Origin of the sequence: uncultured Methylophaga sp., assembly GCF_947259025.1 — a bacterium.
Taxonomy (GTDB): domain Bacteria; phylum Pseudomonadota; class Gammaproteobacteria; order Nitrosococcales; family Methylophagaceae; genus Methylophaga.
The window spans coordinates 415511-433831 of record NZ_CAMYKO010000004.1 but is presented as its reverse complement, the minus strand read 5'-3'; the positions used below and the strand labels follow the sequence as shown (position 1 = coordinate 433831).

The following is an 18321-nucleotide window of genomic DNA, read 5'->3' as shown; positions in this document are numbered from 1 at the left end:
ATGCAGCAAGCCTTACAATTTGATGCCGACCTTATCAGGCGCTACGACAGCGCCGGTCCGCGCTACACCTCCTACCCGACTGCGCTGGAATTTAATGACAGCCTGGATGCTGCGCGTTATCAACAACATATCGACCTTTCCAATCAGCGTGGCGGCCCATTATCTTTGTACTTTCATCTGCCGTTCTGCGATACCGTCTGTTATTACTGTGCCTGCAATAAGATCATCACCAAAAACCGGACTCATGCCGAACCGTATCTAGAAAATCTGCATCAGGAAATGGCCATGCAGGCAGCGCTATTCGACAGCGATCGCGTTGTAGAGCAGTTACATTGGGGCGGCGGCACCCCCACCTTCCTAAGCCACCAGCAGATGCGGGAATTAATGCACGTCACCCGTCAGTTTTTCACGCTGGCTGATGATGAGAACGGTGAGTTTTCTATTGAAATCGACCCGCGTGAAGCAGACAGCGACACCATTGCGCTGTTGCGGGAGATTGGCTTTAACCGGCTCAGTCTGGGTCTGCAGGACTTTAACCCGCAGGTGCAACAAGCGGTCAACCGCATTCAGACCGAAGCACAGACTTTTCGCGTGCTGGAAGCCGCACGGCGGGAAGGCTTTCGCAGTATCAGCCTGGATCTGATCTATGGTCTGCCGCATCAGACTGTAGCCAGCTTCAATGAAACCCTAGATAAGGTGATCGCAGCGTCACCTGATCGTCTCTCAGTTTTTAACTATGCCCACCTGCCCGAGCGCTTCAAAGTCCAGCGTCAGATCCGCACCGCCGATCTGCCCAGTGCCAGCGTTAAACTGGCTATTCTGCAAAGTACTATCAACAAGCTGAATGAGGCCGGCTATGTCTACATAGGCATGGATCACTTCGCCAAGCCCGACGATGAGCTCGCGGTTGCACAGCGAAACCACCAGCTTTACCGCAACTTTCAGGGTTATTCGACCCATGCTCAATGTGATCTGATCGGGCTAGGCATCACTTCAATCGGCATGGTGGGCGACGCCTACAGCCAGAATGTCAAAACCCTGGCTGAATATGATCAGGCCATCAAAGCCGGGCGTTTACCCGTGATGCGCGGTATCACACTGGATGACGACGATAAATTGCGCCGCGAGATCATCAACCGGCTGATTTGTGATTTTGCGCTGGATATTGCCGAACTGGAAAGTCGCTATCCGATAGACTTCGCCGAGTATTTTCACGAGATATTTCCACAGCTTGAGCAATTCGCTCAGGACGGCTTGCTGAAATACGACTGGAATCGGATTGAAATTTCACCCACCGGCCGACTGCTCATCCGCCATGTCTGCATGCTGTTTGATAAATACAGTCAGCTTGCCAGACAGCGTTTTTCCCGCGTTATCTGAACGCAGCACGCGCTGGCTCTCAGACCTTATTACCAAGCTGTCATTGGCGTTTTTGCAGCAGTTTCGGTATAAATCGAGTGACTATCTTTCTGAGCTCGGGTTATGCAAAGCAATATGCTGGAGAAAATTCGTCAGTATTTTATTTTTGGTGACTCCGCAGCAAAGCTTTATGGTCTGGCGATCGTTACCGGTCTGCTCGCCAGCCTCATCATCATCGCTTTCAGGCTGTTTATCGATTACGGCCAGATATGGCTGTTCCCCACCGGAGAAATTGAAGGTTTCGCCAATCTGCCCTGGCAGTGGGTGTTAGGCCTGCCCATTGCCGGTGGCCTGTTGATTGGTTTGCTGCTTTACGGGCTCAAGCCGGAACAGCGCAACACCGGTGTGGTGCATGTTATTGAGCGGCTCTCTTCCTATGAAGGCCGCCTGCCCTGGCAGAATGCTTTACGACAGTTTTTCGGTGCCGGCATTGCCCTGATCAGTGGTCATTCGATTGGTCGTGAAGGGCCCAGTGTCCATCTCGGTGCTGCCGGTGGCAGTCAACTCGCCAGCCTGCTGGATTTACCCAATAACAGCGTGCGCATTCTGGTGGCCTGTGGTACAGCAGCCGCCATTGCTGCCTCCTTTAACACCCCTATTGCCGGTGTGATTTTCGCCATGGAGGTCATCATGATGGAATATCACATCGCCAGCTTTATCCCCATCATCCTGGCCTCAGTCACCGGCACGGTGCTCAGCCGTCTGACCTTTGGTGAAACCGCCATTTTTGCCAACCTGTCCGCTGATATGCAGTCTTTATGGGAAATCCCCTACATTGTGTTGATGGGCGTGTTGATTGGCGGGCTCGCCACCCTGTTTGTGCGCAGTCTGGGCTTTTTCTCAGGCCTGTTTAACAACCACCCCTACTGGCTTCGAACCACATATGCCGGTATTTTGATGGGCCTGGCCGGGCTAATGGTGCCCGAGGTCATGGGCATGAGCTACAACGCCATCAGTGGTATCTCCAGCAATGAAGCTGTTTTGAGTGCTCTGCTGATACTGATGGTGCTTAAACTGGGCTTATCCACCGCCTGCGTGGGACTGGGTATTCCCGGTGGTCTGATTGGCCCTACTTTGGTCGTTGGCGCCTGCGCCGGGGCCGCTTTGGGCATTGTCGGGGGTAAAGTGTTTCCAGAGTTATCATCAACCATGACCTTTTATGCCGTGATTGGCATGTGCGCGATGATGGGCGCCACCCTCAAAGCTCCACTGGCCGCGCTGATGGCCATGCTGGAATTGACGGCCAACCCCAATATTATCCTGCCCGGCATGCTGGCCATCGTCTTTTCCAGCCTGGTCATTCATGACTACTTCAAAGAAGACGCCTTGTTCATGAAGCTGCTGCGAGCCCGTGGTCTCGATTTTCGCAACGACCCGGTTACCCAGACTTTACGCCGGCTCAGCGTGGCCAATGCCATGCAGCGTAACTTCATTATCATGTCACGCGAAGTCAGCACCCAGGCGGCGGTACATGCACTGGAGTCCAACCCGGACTGGGTTTTGATCAAGGAAGACCGTGAGCCGGTGGCCCTGATGCCGGCCGGTGATTTGGCGCGGGCCGTCAGTACCGAGGAAGGAGGGCATATTGATCTGATGCAAATCCCGGCCAGCCGCCGCAATGTACATAAGATATCTTTGCATGCCAGCCTCCATGAAGCCGCCGAGTCCCTCAACAGCCATCATGTCGAGGCGTTGTTTGTCACCCGCATGACGGCACCGATGATTGAGAGAACCTACGGCATTCTCACCCGCGAGACGATTGAGTCACACTATCGACTGCCCTCTGCCGTGACCGCCAAACATCAATAGCTGAAAAATAAAGCCAAACTCGGTTATAATGCCCCGCTTGTTGCCCAGGTGGTGAAATTGGTAGACACAAGGGACTTAAAATCTCTTCACCGCCCCGGAAAAAACATATAAAAATCAACTTATTAAGAATTATATTTATTTTCAAGGTAACATATAGGTAGCAAGCCGCCTGCCCGGGTGGTGAAATTGGTAGACACACAAGACTTAAAATCTTGCGGCCGTTAGGCCGTGCCGGTTCGATTCCGGCCCCGGGCACCACTCCTCAACACAATACACCTATTTCTTCTTACGGCATGGATGATTCGGCACTCGAAGAATACCTTCTCAAGCTAAATTCTGAATTTAGTAGCTCAGGGTTAGAACACAAGAAACGCCCTTGGGAAGCGCTACGAAGATACTCGACTGACCACAACGTATCTGTCTCAATATCTTCAAGCACTGCTGACAGAATATTTAAATGGTTTGAAAAACGGTCCAAACCAGGCGCCAACGAAATCGGAAGTTTGTTCAATTCCGTCTACTTCTACGATGGCGAGTTTTGGGATATATCGATCCCACTCTCATACGGAAGGGTTCAATTAAACGCCCTCGACTCTCTGGCAGAAATGCCTTCCCCCATTAAAGCTCAGTTGATGAATGAGAATAATGAGTTATGGAAATATACAATTTTCTGGGCTGACTGCGTTGACTACGCTCATGGCCTGGAGGATCTAACCAAGACGGGCAAGATAAGTGGTTTCGGGAAAGAACTTCTTTTTGCTGGCAGCCAAGAGTTAAAAACTGCCATTCAACTTTTATCTCAAAACAAACCTGATCCAAGATCCATTCTTAACAGCAGAATGGCCGTAGAAATATTCATCAAGTCCTTCATTGCTTTGAAGATAGGCTTATCACAAAGTGAGGCTAAAAGCCTTGGCCACAACCTAGTAAAAGGTCTCAAGCGTTTTGTTGAGGTCTCAGGTTATGAGGACTTCATGAAGATTGAAAAAGATCTAAAAATATTTCCCAGGGTTGAGGAAAGGTATAAGGAGCAGAGCCTTACCAGGGGTGACCTATGGCTGGCATTCACGATTGCTCAGTCGTTTGGAACGATTGTGGCTAGGGAGTTCACTGGAAGAAACACCCTTGAGCAGGTGTTCTCGCACACATAACATTACCCCGCATAGCTGCGACAGATATCTCACATATTACAAATATAATACATGTAATACATGTAATACATGTAATACATGTATTACATAGATACTCCTAATTTAGGACAGAATTCTGTCCAAAAATCCAATAAATTCGCAAACATAAGTGAGAATGATAAAATCATAGATGCGTACTAAGAGTTCGCGGAGGCTGTTGGAACCAACTAATAAATTAGGAGTATTGGAATGAGTAGTAAAGATTCATGGATGCAGCGGATGAACAACGAGGAGTTCCTGGATGGCGGTGCAAAGCCAGCCCACCAACAGCTTAGGGGAGCCTTGATTCAGGAAGCCGCCGAAAGCCACGATGAAGTTATAAATGCTACTGAGGCAACTTGGAGTCAGGGCATGGACAAGCTCAAGGACAGGCTTCAACTCGACTACATGCAAGATACACAAATCCTCAAGGTAGGTAGGGAAAGGCTGGAGCAAGAGCTTCAACAATCCCTTGAAGATATCGACGCATCTATCGAGCGTGAGTTAAACAACCGTGAAAACTATGACAAGGCTTATCAAAACGTTTCGGAGATGAGTGAAGACGAGGCAAGTAAATTTCTGAAAAAAGCTGCACAAGATAGAGCAGACTACAAGAGTTTTCTTACAAATTTGAATCAAACTAAAGCTGAAGAAATTAGGGAGCACTTCCAAGTAAAACTAGATGAGCTCAATTCACTTTACGATCACTCAGAAACATTTGATGATTACCTTCATAAGCAAGCCTTGGAGGATAACTCAGACGCTCAGAAGGTGATTGATTATGAAGCTAATGGTCAGCACATACCCGTCATAACCTCTCCAGAGTTTGATAGCAGTTCTCACTCTGTAGAACAGTTATTCCCTGGCACCCGTGAATTTGAAGGCAATTATTTCGAAAAATTTGTTCAGCACAAAACTCAGCAAACCGACCCTGTTGAGGATGCTTTTGAGGTCCGTCTCAAAGAGTATTCTCAAGAACAATTAATGAGGGGTAAGCCAGATACAACAATTTACCCTGGCGTTCACCATAATCAAGAAGGTAAAGCGGTTTTCATTGATACAGGTAAAAGCGTTGAAATGGTAATGACAGACAATAAAAGTGTTGCTGCGGGCCTGATTTATGCTCAAGAGAAATTTAAGCCTATCGCTGAAAATGAAAGTCGGGTAAAGCTGAAAGTATCTGGTAATGAACAATTCAAAAGCCGTGCTGACGACCTATCTGTTGTGCTCAATATGCAAAAGGATTTAACAGTTCTCGAAAGAGATGATGGTCTAACAACCAAAACTCAGCAGTTAGATCAGGAAGCATCACATCTGTCTGACCAGGAGAAGCAACGCTTGAACTCACTAGCCAGGCTGCCCAGCTCGGATGCCCTCTCACAAAAAAGAGAGCTTGACGTTGGTCTCGACCTAGCCTAAGGAGGGGATATGAATAAAGCGATGTTGGAAATAAATAAGATCAAAACGCTTAATGAATTGGAGCTGAAGAGAGGAAAGTCTGTAGCAAAACTGGCCTCCGAAAAAATTGATCTCACTCTTAGCACCCCCCCGCGAAAAGATGCGGTTCACGCTGTTGAGGTTGTAATGAGTGTATCGAAAAAGTTTTATGAGTCCTGCGACAACAGGACAATCAGAGAGTGGAAGGATTTATCTGTTGAGTGGGCCAAGGAACACTTTGGCCCGTCCAACTATATTGATGTCACATTAGCCAAGCGAAATGGCGCACCTGAAATTCATTACACATTTGTGCCTCTGAATGGAGATAAGCTGAGCGCAAGAAGCTTTATAGGCTCACCAGGCAAGCTGGCATCATTGCAAGACCAGTATGCCAATGCGGTAAAAGAAATAGGTCTCAACAGGGGACAGAAGAGAGTTTCAAGCTTGGCGAGATTCAAAGGTGGTGACCCCCTACCTTCTGAACTTAAGCACAAACTCGATGCGCTTCGCTCAATCTCGCTCCAAGAGGTCCTGCACAGGGCTGGTTATGAGCAAGATGACAGAGCAGGATTCAGATGGCATAGAACTGATACCGATGGCAGTGCAATTTCCATAAAGAAAAATAACCCCAACGTTTGGAGTAACTGGGCTACTAACGAAGCTGGAGTTGGCGCCATAGACTTGGTAATGCACATCAATCAATGCTCGTTCAGTGATGCTGTTAAAGAGTTAAATGAGGGCGTATCACTCAAGACGTTCGAGCCCAAGCCTGTAGTGAAGAAAACAATAAATAAACCGCAACTTTCGTTGCCAGAACCAGATATTAATAAATCTGGCCGTGTCACCGACTACCTTCTAAGGAAAGGGATTGATAAGTCAGCAGTTGATCTTGGTGATGTCTATGCCGACATCAAGGGAAACGCTGTTTTTGTTATGCGTGATATTCAAGGCAACAAAAGCGGGGCAGAGATTGTTGGTACATCAAAGATGATTGATGGAAGCACATTCAAGCAAGTTGCTCCTGGCTCTAACAAGAGCACTTTCTTCACTGCCACCCCCAACGATCTCAAATATGAAAACCGACTAGCAATCTGTGAGAGCGCGGTTGACTCCCTGGCATATGCCGAAATCCATGGCATCAAAACCATAAGTACCGCCGGCGCACCGGTAAAAGACATTTATAAGAACATTAATCTCTTTATAGTGAAGAATGATATTGAGGCGGTGTATCTTGGCTTTGATAATGATGAACACGGTAACCGGTTCGCCGAACAGGCCAATAAGGAGCTAATCGGAAGCATTCGCCACAAGCCAAAACTGGAAAAAGACTGGTCAGATGAGTTGGTTACTATGAAGAGTGATATGGAATTGTACCGCAGAGAAGTTAACTGCCTCTCCAAGGATATCAAGCGAGATAGAGGTCTAGAATTAGAGCTTTAGGCTTGCATTAATCGGGGAAATCCTTAAAAGGATCGAAAGGATCGAAGGGGCCGTCCCCAGGCATGACACTACTGCGCTCTCTGTCTTCAAGTGAACCATCTTCAATCATCAGATAGAGCTCATTCTTGATCAAAGTGCTCATGCTAACCCCTTTCTTAGCACTGATCCGCTTTAATTCTTTGTATTCATCCATGGGGACCTTGAATGTAATGCCTTTAGGCTTCATTTCAGCCCCAGGTAGATGGGTGTGTATATAGAGTTCATGATTACATTATGCATAATTGTCGAAAGATATGTCTATCAGCCCACCCATCATGGGGCAATCAAAACCGCAAGTCTTTCACCTTAGAAAGTGAGGTATTAAAGGTCCCTGGCCATGATCATAAGCTCATCTATTATTAGAGCGCTCATGCTGACCCCCCTCTTTGTACTAATTACCTTTAATTTTCTGTGCTGATTATCAGTGAGCTTTAAAGTGATTGTCTTCTTCATGAATATCCCCATGGCACCGCTAAAAGAAATTCCCGACTGAGGATTTAACCCTCAGTCGAGAAGCAGGCTACATTTAACGAAAAGTAAAGCTGACACCAGCTCTAAGAACTGGCTTTGCACCGGTTGAAGCGGAAACCCCTCCATATACAAGTGACCTATGATCAAACTGATGACCAAAAGTCATGCCTAATGCTGCCTTTTTGTTGTAATACCCCGTTCCTAGAGCAATTGTATAATCACCTTTGACCATTGCCGGAAGGATCGGCATGGCGGCAACCTCTGCAATGGCAGATGAATACTCACTTTCTAGCTCATCGATTCGAGAATCTAATTCATCAAAACGCTGGTTAGTGTAAGAGATACTCTCTTGAAACTTCTTATCCGTGTAAGCAGTGCTGGCAGCGTTTGAACGGCTTACGCTCGCATCGGTGTATGAATTTGCAGAAGACAACACCTGCCTATCACCTTCGTCTGAATATTCTTGCGCTTCTGATAACACCTGTCTATCACCTTCGTCTGAATATTCCTGTGCTTCTGACAGGACTCGCTGATCATTTTCATCAACATAACGCTTGTTAGCAGCATCTGTAGACTCAACGGGGTCTGCAATATTCGCAACCCTGGAATATCCATCACTGGTAATGTAAGCATCATCAAACTGATTGGGAGCAGGATTAGCTGCCTGGTAATCTGCATATGCGTTGTTGTATTGCTCAACGCCAGGTGTGTATTCATTTTCATACCAGGACTGATACGCTGAGTCGTAAGCTTCAAAATCAAGGCCGTTTATGATCCATTCATCGTAAGCAGCGTCATAGGCGGCTTGATCAACCGTACCAGTGTCAGGGTCAAAATAATCAGAATATTCTGGTTCAGGTTCATCGAAATCAAATATATCCGGCTCATCCGAATAAAAACTATCTTCTTGAGGCGCCTGGGAGTGCCAGTCTTCAAGGTCGGACTCATAGGCTGCAGTATCGTAAATAGGCTCGCCATCGCTAAAAGTTACGACGCCGTCCTCGTTTACAATCTTTGAAGCGACATAACCCTCCATCTGCCCCTTATTTACAGCGTCTGTAGCATCAACCCCTTCGGCAACATTGGTTAGTCGACGTTGCAAGTCAATATCAGAGTTACCAAATGACACTACATTGTGTTCTGTAACTTTACTGTAGTCACCAATTGCATCACCAAGCACGGCATAACAATGATCACCCAGGCAGTTGCCGTTATTACCATATGAGTCATTACCAATCAGAATTGAACCATTCCTTCCATCAAGATAGTTACCAAAAAGATTCGAGGTTCCTCCCCCACTAGAATAATTACCGAATATATTCCCACCGGCAGTTCGTGATTCACGGCCGAATAAATTTCCACCATAAGAAACAGTGGAGTTGTAACCAATCCCCTGAGAATACTCATTCTCTTCAAGGTAAGGATTTGTTGGCATCAACTCCGGTCCCACAACCATATTGGTTCCTATACCAATAGCTTCAGAAGCTACCTCGTTGTTTTCACCGATGTTAACGCTATCTGCATAAGTGACAGATGCAACTAAAAGCATTGCTGATAGGGTAACCGCCGCATCAATCACCCCGAATTTAAAAAAAGGTTTCATAAACCCTCCACACGTAGCTAAAAACGATAATGGCTTTAACAAGCCGTGCTATTATAATAGCATTATTGGCTGCAAAGCTGAAGGAAATGCGCTTTCCTAAGAAAAAACTGTCCGGATTAGAAAAGGTAAAATTCGCGGCAAAATTGCCAGGGGGGGTTATGGTGTCAAGCGATCAGCTTAAGATTTGGTTTTTTGTAAGTAGCGTCTGTGACAATATCAAGATATAACCATGTAAATGCATCTTGACCTGATTGATCTACAGAGTAGGCTGTTTCGAAAGTAGCTGTGTTAACGCATACCTCAAGATTATGCAAAATCATCATCTCCTGGAGAGGTGATAATTCAAAATGCGCCTGATTCGAATAAGCCCAATAGAGCTTATGTGAGCCATACTTCTCCATCATCACACACATAGCAAGATTCGCGACCATTCTCAAAGATTCTTCAGCTATAAGCCCGTACTCTGGGGAAGATGAGCTAATCTTCTTGAGTAAGCATGAGTTGAAGATTAAGTCTTGACGTTCAACTAATGTCATAAGTGTCTTCATTGCTACAGAGCTTAAGTAGTCATTAACTTCCAGCTCCAATACTTCTCTGTCTGCAATTGCCATGAATAGATCTCCCTGTGCTATCTATTACGCATTCATTGCTGAATGCAAAAACCACTGAAGAAAAAAGTCTTCCGCCGCGGACCGCTTTTTTTCTCATAAGATGAAGTTGCATTGCGATAGCAATGCGTAATGGTTGGCTGCAGCATATCCGCCTTAGAGCGGTATGCTGTAACAACATGTTTTTTGTTAAACATGTTTATTTGTTTAGCGCACCGCGCAAAGTCTGGCATACCAACGGTTTTCGCCTTCCATAAACGCCCAACTGACGCATCCTTACGCCCAACTGACGCATCCTTACGCCCAACTGACGCAGATTTACGCCCAACTGACGCGTAGTGATTTGCTGTTTGATTAAGCATTATGTGAGCGCACCCAACTGATCCTGTCAGCTTTTTTATTTATATCTAGGTCGGTGATTTCGCTTACATTGACGATTTCATTGCAAGCTGTATCCAAGTTCTTAAGGAAGTCTGCTTTACGGCCCTTGTGGCCCAGCCATGTCATGAGATCTGTAAGTCTTACTGTGTGTCTTTTCCCTGCTTTGTGACCGCAAATATATGAGTGAATAGCTTTTGCTTTTCTACTCTTGAGTTTGCACCTTGCATCCCAGCCAATGTAAGCAACGTTCCTGAACAGCTCAGCTGCCTCAGGATCTAAACGAAAATAGATCTCTTTTGTTGCGTGGTTAACACCACTCTTCAGCAGAAATAAATGAGCATCCTGAACTTGTCCGTTCCTTTTGTATGTGACTTTAATATCAGCTGATGAAAGTCTATCTAGGGACTCCAACAGCAACTTGATGTTGTCACCACCACGCCCCTTTCTTCCTGACTCTCTTAATAGGGCAGACGCGGATGTATATACACGCTCACCTAACCCATGACCATTTGACAGCCTAATGCAGGCCAGCCAAATATCTGCATCATCCTGGTCCAATTCGATACCGGTATATTCAAGCGTTACATCCTGCCTGCTTGCTAGCTTCGTTTTATTTAGGAGACGCCTTTCTTGCTTCTTGAGCCTTAGAGGGAAAAGCGCCGTCCGAGTCAACTCTGTGGGTAGAATGCTGACCTCATCAGGAAAACGCTTTATAGCCTCCACAACACGCTCTGAAGAACCAAAACTGTCGTTCGAAGCCCTATCCTCAACAACAGCCTCATCCACCACTGAGGCTTTTACAGTATTTTGCTTAAGCCGTGTCGTTAAAGCTGACAGACTGCCTGATACTGTCTCATTCATTACGCCGCCCATTTCAGACTCTCCGGCTTATTCATGTCCGAAAACGTAGCCGTCTTACCATGAAACTTCAGATACGTAGTCCCGGTACTCCCATTTCTTGATTTAGCTCGGATAATCTCAGCGACTCCCTGCATATCAGAGTCGGTGTTGTAATACTCATCCCTGTAAATAAAAAGGATAATTTCAGCGTCTTGCTCAATTTGCCCCGACTCTTTTAAATCAGAAAGGCTAGGACGCTTATCCTGTCTACTTTCAACTGCCCTGTTTAACTGACACAGGGCAACCACTGGAATATCAAGCTCCTTAGCCAACCATTTCAACTGTCTCGATACGTAAGAAACCTTCGTTTTTTCTTCAGCATTTTCACGCCCCAGCACTTCAATATTTTGAAGGTAATCAATCACAATACATTTGAGTGGAGGTAATTCTCGGCTTTCAAGACCATCCTTCACCTTGTGAGCTATGGCTACTAACTCCTGAATCGACATTGAGACTGGGTCAACCAGTAGATTTAATTGCTTGAACTCGACAGTTGCAGCAACTAAGTCATCTACGTCTTTCTCGGTTACTTCCCATTTTTTAATTTTAGGAATTTCAACACCTGAACGTCGAGAAACTGAACGCTCAGTAACTTGAACACCATTCATTTCAAGAGAAAAGAAAAGAGTTGTTGAATCTTCTGAGCAGGTGTTTTCAGCTATTTGTTGACCAAAGGCGGTTTTACCCATTGCGGGTCTTCCGCCAATAATTACCAGTGTTCCATTTTCCAACCAGGGCTCGTCGTCTAAACTTTCGAACCCACTTGGAATGTGGCGCATAATGCCCTGGCTTCTTTCTTCCAAGATTCGCATGTAATCATCAACGAGAACACGCGTGTCTTTGACTGGCTTCTCCCTTGCCCTGCTGGCCAACTCAATGTCATCTTTTGTTGGCTCGTATCTGATATTAATCAGCCCTTCTACATGCTCATCCAGTGCTTCTTCAGAGAGCTGCACAGACTCGATACTGATTTGCTCTTTTGTATTTAAATCTGACGCTGTAGTAGAATCTTGATCGTGACTCATAAATAGCTACCCCTTTCACACGTAGTCCTTACTGAGTTGCCGTCCTGGGGAAGCCGCAACCTTCCCTAGGACACCTTTAGCTAACTTGCCTTCAATGTTTGCTTTTTAAGTTGCACAATAACTGGCTCCTAAAAACCGAACACTTCATCAACGCAATCTTGATCAAGGTCTGTGAGTAAGACCAAATCATCAATATGTTTTGCATCCTCAACAGAGTTAAAAGAGCCATCTCCCCATTTGATAATTACAGGCGCAATTCCTGGGTAATATTCCAATATGCAATAAGTTGGATCATTAAGGTCAAGCTGCTTAGCTAGACTGCTGTTCGGTTTTATCAAAGCGATGCAGTTGATTTCATGGCCATACTTCTTTTCAAGTATTTCTGTTGGTGTCATGTCTCTTCTCCTGTAAAAGTGTTTAACCCAAAATCAGATAAGGTGAGGCACCAGAGCCCTTAATAAGCATGCACCCACCTCTAGAATTGCGAGGGTTAAAGTAAAGGACATTGCCAATCTCTGACTTATTATTTACCTCATAGACAGAGGTGTCTTTGTTGAACTCTTGCTGGATTTCCTTGCATGCAGATTCAGTAACACTGCCCTCTGACCCCAAAAGGATCACCTTTCCATTAGTTACATACTTTAGGTCTTTCGATGCCGGCAACATATTCCATGGTGTGCCGCCTGGTTGAAGCAGATCTCCTCCATGAGCTGACATCAACTTTTCAAGTGTGAGATCACCCATAAACCGCGTATTAACGTATGAGTTGAACAGTTGAGATTGCTCGACGTAAGCCTGCGGCAGAGCTGAGTCATATAGGTCTTTCGCAGCAATAACCGTCATAGTGCAAACAAACCCTAGGAAACTAACTAGAGAGGCCAGCATTAATGTTGGTAAAATTTTCATATAAATCACTCCTACCCCGCACTGTTTCAATGAATGTGCTATTATAATAGCACATTTGGCCATAGAACGTTAAGCGGGGAAGGTTTTTTATTTAAAAACTGTCCAAAACAGAGAAGCTAAATGTCTAAAGAGAGTAAAAAAAATGAAAATGAGAGCGTAGGGATTACTGTTCGTCACGATGCAGAAGCCATGAAACCATTGCGCCATTATATGATTGATATAGGCATGAGCCTTTTAGAAGCTCATAGAAGAGCTATAAAACGCATTATTGAGAAGGATGGAGAACAAAGTAAGGATGGCTAGATACCAATCGCACACATATCATGAGAATATCTAGCCACCCATTACCATCAGCTCTAGTTCAGGGCATTAGAGTTAATAGTGTCCGAGCTTCTAATGGTCTGAGGCGCAAGCACAGATGGTGCTTGCTCGGTCGAAGTTAGAGCCTCAGGTTCTTTTAGTTTGAGTTTATAGTTGGGATCTGACTCAACTCTGCTTTTTCTCTGCTCTTTGACTTCATCAATACCCTCATTTATTAGCGCTGTAGCGGCTGGACTAAGTCTTGTTTTCAGCGAATGTTCTGGGACATCTTGATCTTCTCTAAAACCTATCATTACAGCATCTAGCGCCGCTGTATCAATCTTTTCCTGATTACTCATAGAGATTGGAAGAGCGCTGGCCAACACGTATGTAAATGCTGCGACAGCACCAAATATCAGAGCAGAGAGAAGAGATCCGTTTCCGGCAACATAATATTCCGCTTTTGCAATCAGCACACTTTTAGTAATCATTCACTCTTACCCCATTTTGGTGCGAAACGCATATTAGGCTGGGCCTCTGATTTGAGCTCACGAAGACGCTGTGACGGGTTGGGCGCTTCTTCAATTACCTCTGCTGCTTTCTTAACCCCCTCCGACTCTGTGTGTCGTTCAACTTTTTCACCACTTGCGTTATCGCCGCTTTTACCTTGTGACGCTTTTTTTTCTCTCTTTTTTGCCTGTATACGCTCTAGGGTTATAGATGTGTCTTTAACCCCCATAAGTGTCAAAAGAGTGGATGGAAGCAGCCGTGCCTCAGCCAAAATCTTCAGAGCAGTGTAACCAAGTAATGCTATTGCCATAAGACCAACTGCCTCAGGTCCAGACACTTGTAGAATCAGATAGCATATGGATGCCGCAAGTATTGCTATAACATGTTTCATAAGGATTAGCCTTTTAATGTGAGGTGGCAGCAACAGACATACCTTTCGATATGACTGGAGTTATCACAACCTTCTGCAGTGAAGGATTTTTTTGATGCTGCACCACAATTGCAACAGCCACATCATCTGTCAGAGCCTTTATATAAAACTCACCAGTTCTAATAGTTACTGTTTGAGGCTCTCTTGATAGGGTGACCTTGGTCTCAACTCCTTTGGAGCGAATCATGACTTGGTCACCATCGATAGCGAAAGGATCAAATATGGTTAGCTTTCTGAAGCCATTCATTCTTCGCTCAGCTCCGGTCACACCAACCTCCAATCCAGTCTCGTCCTGGATTTTACCTCTCAGGTCACCAATCTTTTCACTCAGGCTTTTGTTGAGGGTGGCCTTGTAATCCCTATCGACCCCCAACATAGGGTTGCTTCCCAATGGTAGAAGTAATGGTAAGGCATCATAAAAATTTGTTGCCATTCTTGCATTCTCTGCTCTTGTTACTCTGTCCTCTACACTCGGGGCGTAGTAGACCAGCAAGACCAGTGAAACTATCGAAGTAAATGTAAGTATCACTTTACTAACCACGTCCCCCTCCCTTGAAAACATCATTCCAAAGCATTCTGAGAACTGATAGTGCAAAAACTATTAGGAGTGTGGGGTACCATAAACCATCATATGCATCATTTACTGAGGCTAGATACATTCCCCCGAAAATCAGCACACAAAGAATGACCCCTTTTAGAAGTAGTGAAATCATCATTACAATGCCCACCTAATTTTATTGAATGACTTATATTCCGCCTGCGCATCAAACTTATCCTTACCTACAAGGGAATGCCATTCGTAAAGCTCCTTCCAAGGGATTTCCCTTGGGCTGTCATAAATATCTTCAAAGAAGTCCGGCATAAAGTGTGTTTTAAGAAAGACTTTTCTTGGTGGGCGCAGCTCACTACCATCGAAGACAGAAATGATAGCCTCACCCATTCTTAGTGCCCTTATCTGCTCAGGGTAAACTTGGACATCTCTTTCAGTGCTGTAGCTGGCACTCTTGCCCATACCACTACTCCCGCCCTCAACCTTGCTTGTTAAAGGGTTAAACCCGCCATCGAAATTTTCATTAACAGACTCACTTTTTTTCTTCACTTCATGTTTACCCAGCCCTCGACTTATGTCTTCAGCATCATCTTCAGCTGAGATAGATAAGACGACCCTAGTCCTGATGTTGTTCATAATGTTCACCGCCGCTTTCTCGCCAACCGAGTTGATTAAAGAAGAGGGCTGCTGAGTTGCGAGCAAGGGAAAGCATTTTGATTGTCGGGATTGAGCGAAGAACTCATCATCGCCTTCAGGACACCTCTTCCCAGCAGCAGATGCAAACCGCTGATACTCGTCACAAACAAGCATTAAAACTCTATCTGTGTTGACAGATGGATCTCTTTTGGCTCGCTCAACCCTTGCAAGTGCAGCTTTCTCAAAGGCAAGCTTCAGCGCAATTCCAAGCACGCCCGCAATTGGACCATTAGTGGAACCAAGGTCTAAAGCAACAATGTCACCATCTTCGATTACGGCATCAAAACCTTTGAATGTTATATCTTCTTCTGCCGGAGAGTATGTGTCCTGCATTACCGGACTCATGAATTGCTGTGTAATCTTAGTGAGTGCGGACTTAGCAATATCTCTCTCTCGTTCAGACTTGCCTAAATACTCATCAGCGAAATAATCATAGTAACCATCAAATTCTCTTTGACTCATATCATCAATCCAGGCCTTGGTTTTTGCTGCAGGCGTTACCCCCTCTCCAAGTTCAGATCGAAGTTCTTCACTCTTACAGTGTTTTCGATATTTATGTCGAATCATATCCAGTCGAGCCCTAGGGTCTTGAGGCAACCCATCCCTGATATCTCGCTCATCCTCCTCTGCTGCTGGCCTGCTGATTTTTAATATAAATTCATGAACAGCCTTGATGGTTACATAACCCTCCGAGACGCGGATAATGCCAATGGCACACTCCAGAAGTTTTAGCATTTCATCGGTAACCCAAGCATTGGCGCCCTCGTCAAAAGAATTCATATTCTCGTAAATACCTTGAAGCCTATATGTAAGAACCTTTACATCCATATTTGGCTCATGAACTGGGTTCCACTTAACACCATTTCCAGGGCGTATTTTTAGAAGACTGGCTTCACGACCATGTTTAATCGCCTGCTCTTCGACATAAGCAACGAAATCTCCTTTAACATCCAGCACCAGGCCGCCTACCCGCTTTTCAATATCACTACTTTTGTACTCAAACATTTGTTCAATACAGGGGTACATGAAGGTAGCAGTCTTACCCGCACCAACGCCCCCATAAGCGATTATGCCCGTATATAAACCACGCTCATTGATTGTGTACCACGCAGGATTGTCAGAAAAAGTTGTATCCGAGGGATCTTCGGAGTGAGTCTCGCCAATAACCAGTCGAACGCCATTCCCAGAATGACCCGGCCACTCTGGGAGCGTATAAGTAAAGAACTCACTTGATGATAAATATTGTCGTAGCGCTAGATAACTGGCCTTATGAGAATTAAAAATATTCCCCGTAGACCTCGCAAGGCAATACGTTAGAACCCCGCCGGCGATAGGATTTAAAGCACTGATAACATCAGTTGCTGTAGGTATTCCTGAAATTACACCTGCATAATGTTCTGAACGCATAAGCTGATAGAGTTGGTCGCTGCCTACAGCATGACCAATAACAGCTCCGGCAGAGGCTGCAGCAAACGGTAGCGTGTTGAGCTTTTCATACAAAATATTCCAAAACATTACTCCCACTCCCTTGATTCATTAGCGACACGCTGTCCCGCTCTACCATTTAAAGTCGTTCTCAGTACGATAAAAGCCAAATAGACAGCAAGCACTACAGAGATAAATAAAAACATCGTGTACAAAAATGAAAATCTCAGGAGCGCCAAAATAGACACCATTTCAAGCTCAAACTGAACACATAAAAAAGCTAAAACAACCTGAGTGATGATGATCTGTGATAGAAGATCGCTAACAAACCGCATACATCACTCCTTAAACCTGAAGTCAGCACCAAGCTTTTTTAGTGACTCATTCACATGTTTAGCTAGGTATTCGTTTGCACGACTAAATCGATCGTTGTCACGCTCATGACGGCAGGAAAAGATGTGCCTATGCTCACGGATTTTTACAACACCATTTACTTCAGGAAAGTTGTTGGTGCTCATTAAAAGCCCACCGTCTCTCCTTGCGATGTTTCGCCGGGAAAAATGAGCCTCGCGCTCACGTTCAGTGGTGGGAAGCGCCTTTCCATCCAGAGCAAGAAATACGTCAGACCATAAAAGAGAAACGCTTTCAGAAGTTTTCCCGCAGATTAATGGTTCAACACCAAGCGCTTTTGATGCAGCAATATGATCATCGGTATCAACTTTTTTCAAGGCTCTTTGATACACGTATGCCGAGGGAAGGTTATCCAGCGATACGCTTTTCTGAATACGCGCTATTTCGCCTAGGTAGTTCTTGAAAATAAACTCCAGAAGTGGCTCATGCTTGAAAATATCAATGAACACTTTATCTTCAGGAATACCGCTATTCATGGCTTTGACTGAGCAGTCGAAGGGATCGACAACTGCGATTTGTTTGGGTTTGGACAGTATGCTGTGCGGTGTCCTCAGCATAGTCTCAACAGAGATAATCAGGTCACTTGTCTCATCTGCACCATTATTAATGGCTTCATAGATGGCATGAACACCTGATACTTGAACATTGGCACATTCCTTTTCAAAGGCTTTTGTGGGAACAATCTCTTGTTCTTCAATAACAGAGAGGTCAATGCCGCCCGCTGCAAGCGCCTGCTGCGACATCAATAAAGCTGTAATCACTGAATTAAAAATCAATTTTATCGACTTCATG

Annotated in this window: 19 protein-coding genes and 1 tRNA gene; 7 read left to right on the top strand and 13 right to left on the bottom strand. The window is 45.3% G+C overall.

Going from position 1 to position 18321, the window contains the following annotated elements:
* From hemN to Q0X64_RS05335, 6 genes are all read left to right on the top strand, one after another.
* Positions 1–1380, top strand: coding sequence for an oxygen-independent coproporphyrinogen III oxidase (hemN, locus tag Q0X64_RS05360; RefSeq protein WP_297809567.1), 1380 nt, complete (start codon positions 1–3; stop codon positions 1378–1380).
* Between the two features lie 114 nt (positions 1381–1494).
* A complete protein-coding gene (locus Q0X64_RS05355; protein WP_297809565.1) occupies positions 1495–3228 on the top strand; it encodes a chloride channel protein in 1734 nt (577 codons plus the stop codon).
* Positions 3229–3399: 171 nt separating this feature from the next.
* Positions 3400–3486 (top strand) — tRNA-Leu (locus Q0X64_RS05350).
* Positions 3487–3521: 35 nt separating this feature from the next.
* Positions 3522–4379, top strand: a complete 858-nt coding sequence (locus Q0X64_RS05345; protein WP_297809563.1) for a hypothetical protein — start codon at positions 3522–3524, stop codon at positions 4377–4379.
* A gap of 228 nt (positions 4380–4607) precedes the next feature.
* Positions 4608–5816 (top strand): LPD7 domain-containing protein, encoded by a 1209-nt coding sequence (locus tag Q0X64_RS05340; protein WP_297809561.1) that lies wholly within the window; start codon positions 4608–4610, stop codon positions 5814–5816.
* 9 nt (positions 5817–5825) lie between these two features.
* Positions 5826–7274, top strand: a complete 1449-nt coding sequence (locus Q0X64_RS05335; protein ID WP_297809559.1) for a plasmid recombination protein — start codon at positions 5826–5828, stop codon at positions 7272–7274.
* A 7-nt stretch (positions 7275–7281) separates the two neighbouring features.
* Here the strand turns inward: Q0X64_RS05335 and Q0X64_RS05330 are convergent, their stop codons facing one another.
* The 7 genes from Q0X64_RS05330 to Q0X64_RS05300 all read right to left on the bottom strand — a co-directional run bounded on the left by Q0X64_RS05330 (position 7282) and on the right by Q0X64_RS05300 (position 13207).
* The gene (locus Q0X64_RS05330) at positions 7282–7500 is read right to left on the bottom strand and encodes a hypothetical protein (protein WP_297809557.1); all 219 of its coding nucleotides are present in this window, start codon (positions 7498–7500) and stop codon (positions 7282–7284) included.
* Between the two features lie 339 nt (positions 7501–7839).
* A complete protein-coding gene (locus Q0X64_RS05325) occupies positions 7840–9387 on the bottom strand; it encodes a YadA-like family protein (RefSeq protein ID WP_297809556.1) in 1548 nt (515 codons plus the stop codon).
* 164 nt (positions 9388–9551) lie between these two features.
* Positions 9552–9998, bottom strand: a complete 447-nt coding sequence (locus Q0X64_RS05320) for a hypothetical protein (protein ID WP_297809554.1) — start codon at positions 9996–9998, stop codon at positions 9552–9554.
* Positions 9999–10349: 351 nt separating this feature from the next.
* A complete protein-coding gene (gene trfA, locus Q0X64_RS05315) occupies positions 10350–11237 on the bottom strand; it encodes a plasmid replication initiator TrfA (RefSeq protein WP_297809552.1) in 888 nt (295 codons plus the stop codon).
* Entirely contained in the window at positions 11237–12301 is a 1065-nt protein-coding gene (locus Q0X64_RS05310) for a DnaB helicase C-terminal domain-containing protein (RefSeq protein WP_297809550.1), read from the bottom strand. Before Q0X64_RS05310 ends, trfA begins: the two co-directional genes overlap by 1 nt.
* 128 nt (positions 12302–12429) lie before the next feature.
* Positions 12430–12696: a hypothetical protein gene (locus Q0X64_RS05305; RefSeq protein WP_297809548.1), complete on the bottom strand. Its 267-nt coding sequence runs from the start codon at positions 12694–12696 to the stop codon at positions 12430–12432.
* A 22-nt stretch (positions 12697–12718) separates the two neighbouring features.
* Positions 12719–13207, bottom strand: a complete 489-nt coding sequence (locus Q0X64_RS05300) for a hypothetical protein (protein ID WP_297809546.1) — start codon at positions 13205–13207, stop codon at positions 12719–12721.
* A gap of 120 nt (positions 13208–13327) precedes the next feature.
* Between Q0X64_RS05300 and Q0X64_RS05295 the strand changes: the two genes are divergently transcribed.
* Positions 13328–13510 carry a hypothetical protein gene (locus Q0X64_RS05295; protein WP_297809544.1) on the top strand — a complete coding sequence of 61 codons (183 nt, stop codon included), beginning with the start codon at positions 13328–13330 and terminating at the stop codon, positions 13508–13510.
* 53 nt (positions 13511–13563) lie between these two features.
* Here Q0X64_RS05295 and Q0X64_RS05290 read toward each other — a convergent pair whose 3' ends face one another.
* From Q0X64_RS05290 to Q0X64_RS05265, 6 genes are all read right to left on the bottom strand, one after another.
* Positions 13564–13998, bottom strand: coding sequence for a hypothetical protein (locus Q0X64_RS05290; RefSeq protein ID WP_297809542.1), 435 nt, complete (start codon positions 13996–13998; stop codon positions 13564–13566).
* Complete coding sequence (locus Q0X64_RS05285) at positions 13995–14408, bottom strand: hypothetical protein (RefSeq protein ID WP_297809541.1); 414 nt, start codon at positions 14406–14408, stop codon at positions 13995–13997. Before Q0X64_RS05285 ends, Q0X64_RS05290 begins: the two co-directional genes overlap by 4 nt.
* A gap of 13 nt (positions 14409–14421) precedes the next feature.
* The gene (locus tag Q0X64_RS05280) at positions 14422–15012 is read right to left on the bottom strand and encodes a hypothetical protein (RefSeq protein ID WP_297809539.1); all 591 of its coding nucleotides are present in this window, start codon (positions 15010–15012) and stop codon (positions 14422–14424) included.
* Between the two features lie 150 nt (positions 15013–15162).
* The gene (locus tag Q0X64_RS05275; protein WP_297809537.1) at positions 15163–17208 is read right to left on the bottom strand and encodes a TraM recognition domain-containing protein; all 2046 of its coding nucleotides are present in this window, start codon (positions 17206–17208) and stop codon (positions 15163–15165) included.
* On the bottom strand, positions 17208–17453 hold the full coding sequence (locus Q0X64_RS05270) for a hypothetical protein (RefSeq protein WP_297809535.1): 246 nt from the start codon (positions 17451–17453) through the stop codon (positions 17208–17210). Before Q0X64_RS05270 ends, Q0X64_RS05275 begins: the two co-directional genes overlap by 1 nt.
* 3 nt (positions 17454–17456) lie before the next feature.
* Positions 17457–18320 (bottom strand): hypothetical protein, encoded by an 864-nt coding sequence (locus tag Q0X64_RS05265; protein ID WP_297809533.1) that lies wholly within the window; start codon positions 18318–18320, stop codon positions 17457–17459.
* Position 18321: the final 1 nt, after the last annotated feature.

Excerpts from the sequence above, each read along its gene's own strand:
- Q0X64_RS05310 (WP_297809550.1), bottom strand. The coding sequence starts at position 12,301 with ATGAGTCACGATCAAGATTCTACTACAGCGTCAGATTTAAATACAAAA.
- Q0X64_RS05305 (WP_297809548.1), bottom strand. The coding sequence starts at position 12,696 with ATGACACCAACAGAAATACTTGAAAAGAAGTATGGCCATGAAATCAAC.
- Q0X64_RS05275 (WP_297809537.1), bottom strand. The coding sequence starts at position 17,208 with ATGTTTTGGAATATTTTGTATGAAAAGCTCAACACGCTACCGTTTGCT.
- Q0X64_RS05335 (WP_297809559.1), top strand. The coding sequence starts at position 5,826 with ATGAATAAAGCGATGTTGGAAATAAATAAGATCAAAACGCTTAATGAA.
- Q0X64_RS05290 (WP_297809542.1), bottom strand. The coding sequence starts at position 13,998 with ATGATTACTAAAAGTGTGCTGATTGCAAAAGCGGAATATTATGTTGCC.
- Q0X64_RS05295 (WP_297809544.1), top strand. The coding sequence starts at position 13,328 with ATGTCTAAAGAGAGTAAAAAAAATGAAAATGAGAGCGTAGGGATTACT.
- Q0X64_RS05355 (WP_297809565.1), top strand. The coding sequence starts at position 1,495 with ATGCTGGAGAAAATTCGTCAGTATTTTATTTTTGGTGACTCCGCAGCA.
- Q0X64_RS05345 (WP_297809563.1), top strand. The coding sequence starts at position 3,522 with ATGGATGATTCGGCACTCGAAGAATACCTTCTCAAGCTAAATTCTGAA.
- Q0X64_RS05300 (WP_297809546.1), bottom strand. The coding sequence starts at position 13,207 with ATGAAAATTTTACCAACATTAATGCTGGCCTCTCTAGTTAGTTTCCTA.
- Q0X64_RS05285 (WP_297809541.1), bottom strand. The coding sequence starts at position 14,408 with ATGAAACATGTTATAGCAATACTTGCGGCATCCATATGCTATCTGATT.
- Q0X64_RS05325 (WP_297809556.1), bottom strand. The coding sequence starts at position 9,387 with ATGAAACCTTTTTTTAAATTCGGGGTGATTGATGCGGCGGTTACCCTA.
- Q0X64_RS05320 (WP_297809554.1), bottom strand. The coding sequence starts at position 9,998 with ATGGCAATTGCAGACAGAGAAGTATTGGAGCTGGAAGTTAATGACTAC.
- Q0X64_RS05265 (WP_297809533.1), bottom strand. The coding sequence starts at position 18,320 with ATGAAGTCGATAAAATTGATTTTTAATTCAGTGATTACAGCTTTATTG.
- Q0X64_RS05270 (WP_297809535.1), bottom strand. The coding sequence starts at position 17,453 with ATGCGGTTTGTTAGCGATCTTCTATCACAGATCATCATCACTCAGGTT.
- Q0X64_RS05330 (WP_297809557.1), bottom strand. The coding sequence starts at position 7,500 with ATGAAGCCTAAAGGCATTACATTCAAGGTCCCCATGGATGAATACAAA.
- Q0X64_RS05280 (WP_297809539.1), bottom strand. The coding sequence starts at position 15,012 with ATGATGTTTTCAAGGGAGGGGGACGTGGTTAGTAAAGTGATACTTACA.
- Q0X64_RS05340 (WP_297809561.1), top strand. The coding sequence starts at position 4,608 with ATGAGTAGTAAAGATTCATGGATGCAGCGGATGAACAACGAGGAGTTC.
- hemN (WP_297809567.1), top strand. The coding sequence starts at position 1 with ATGCAGCAAGCCTTACAATTTGATGCCGACCTTATCAGGCGCTACGAC.
- trfA (WP_297809552.1), bottom strand. The coding sequence starts at position 11,237 with ATGAATGAGACAGTATCAGGCAGTCTGTCAGCTTTAACGACACGGCTT.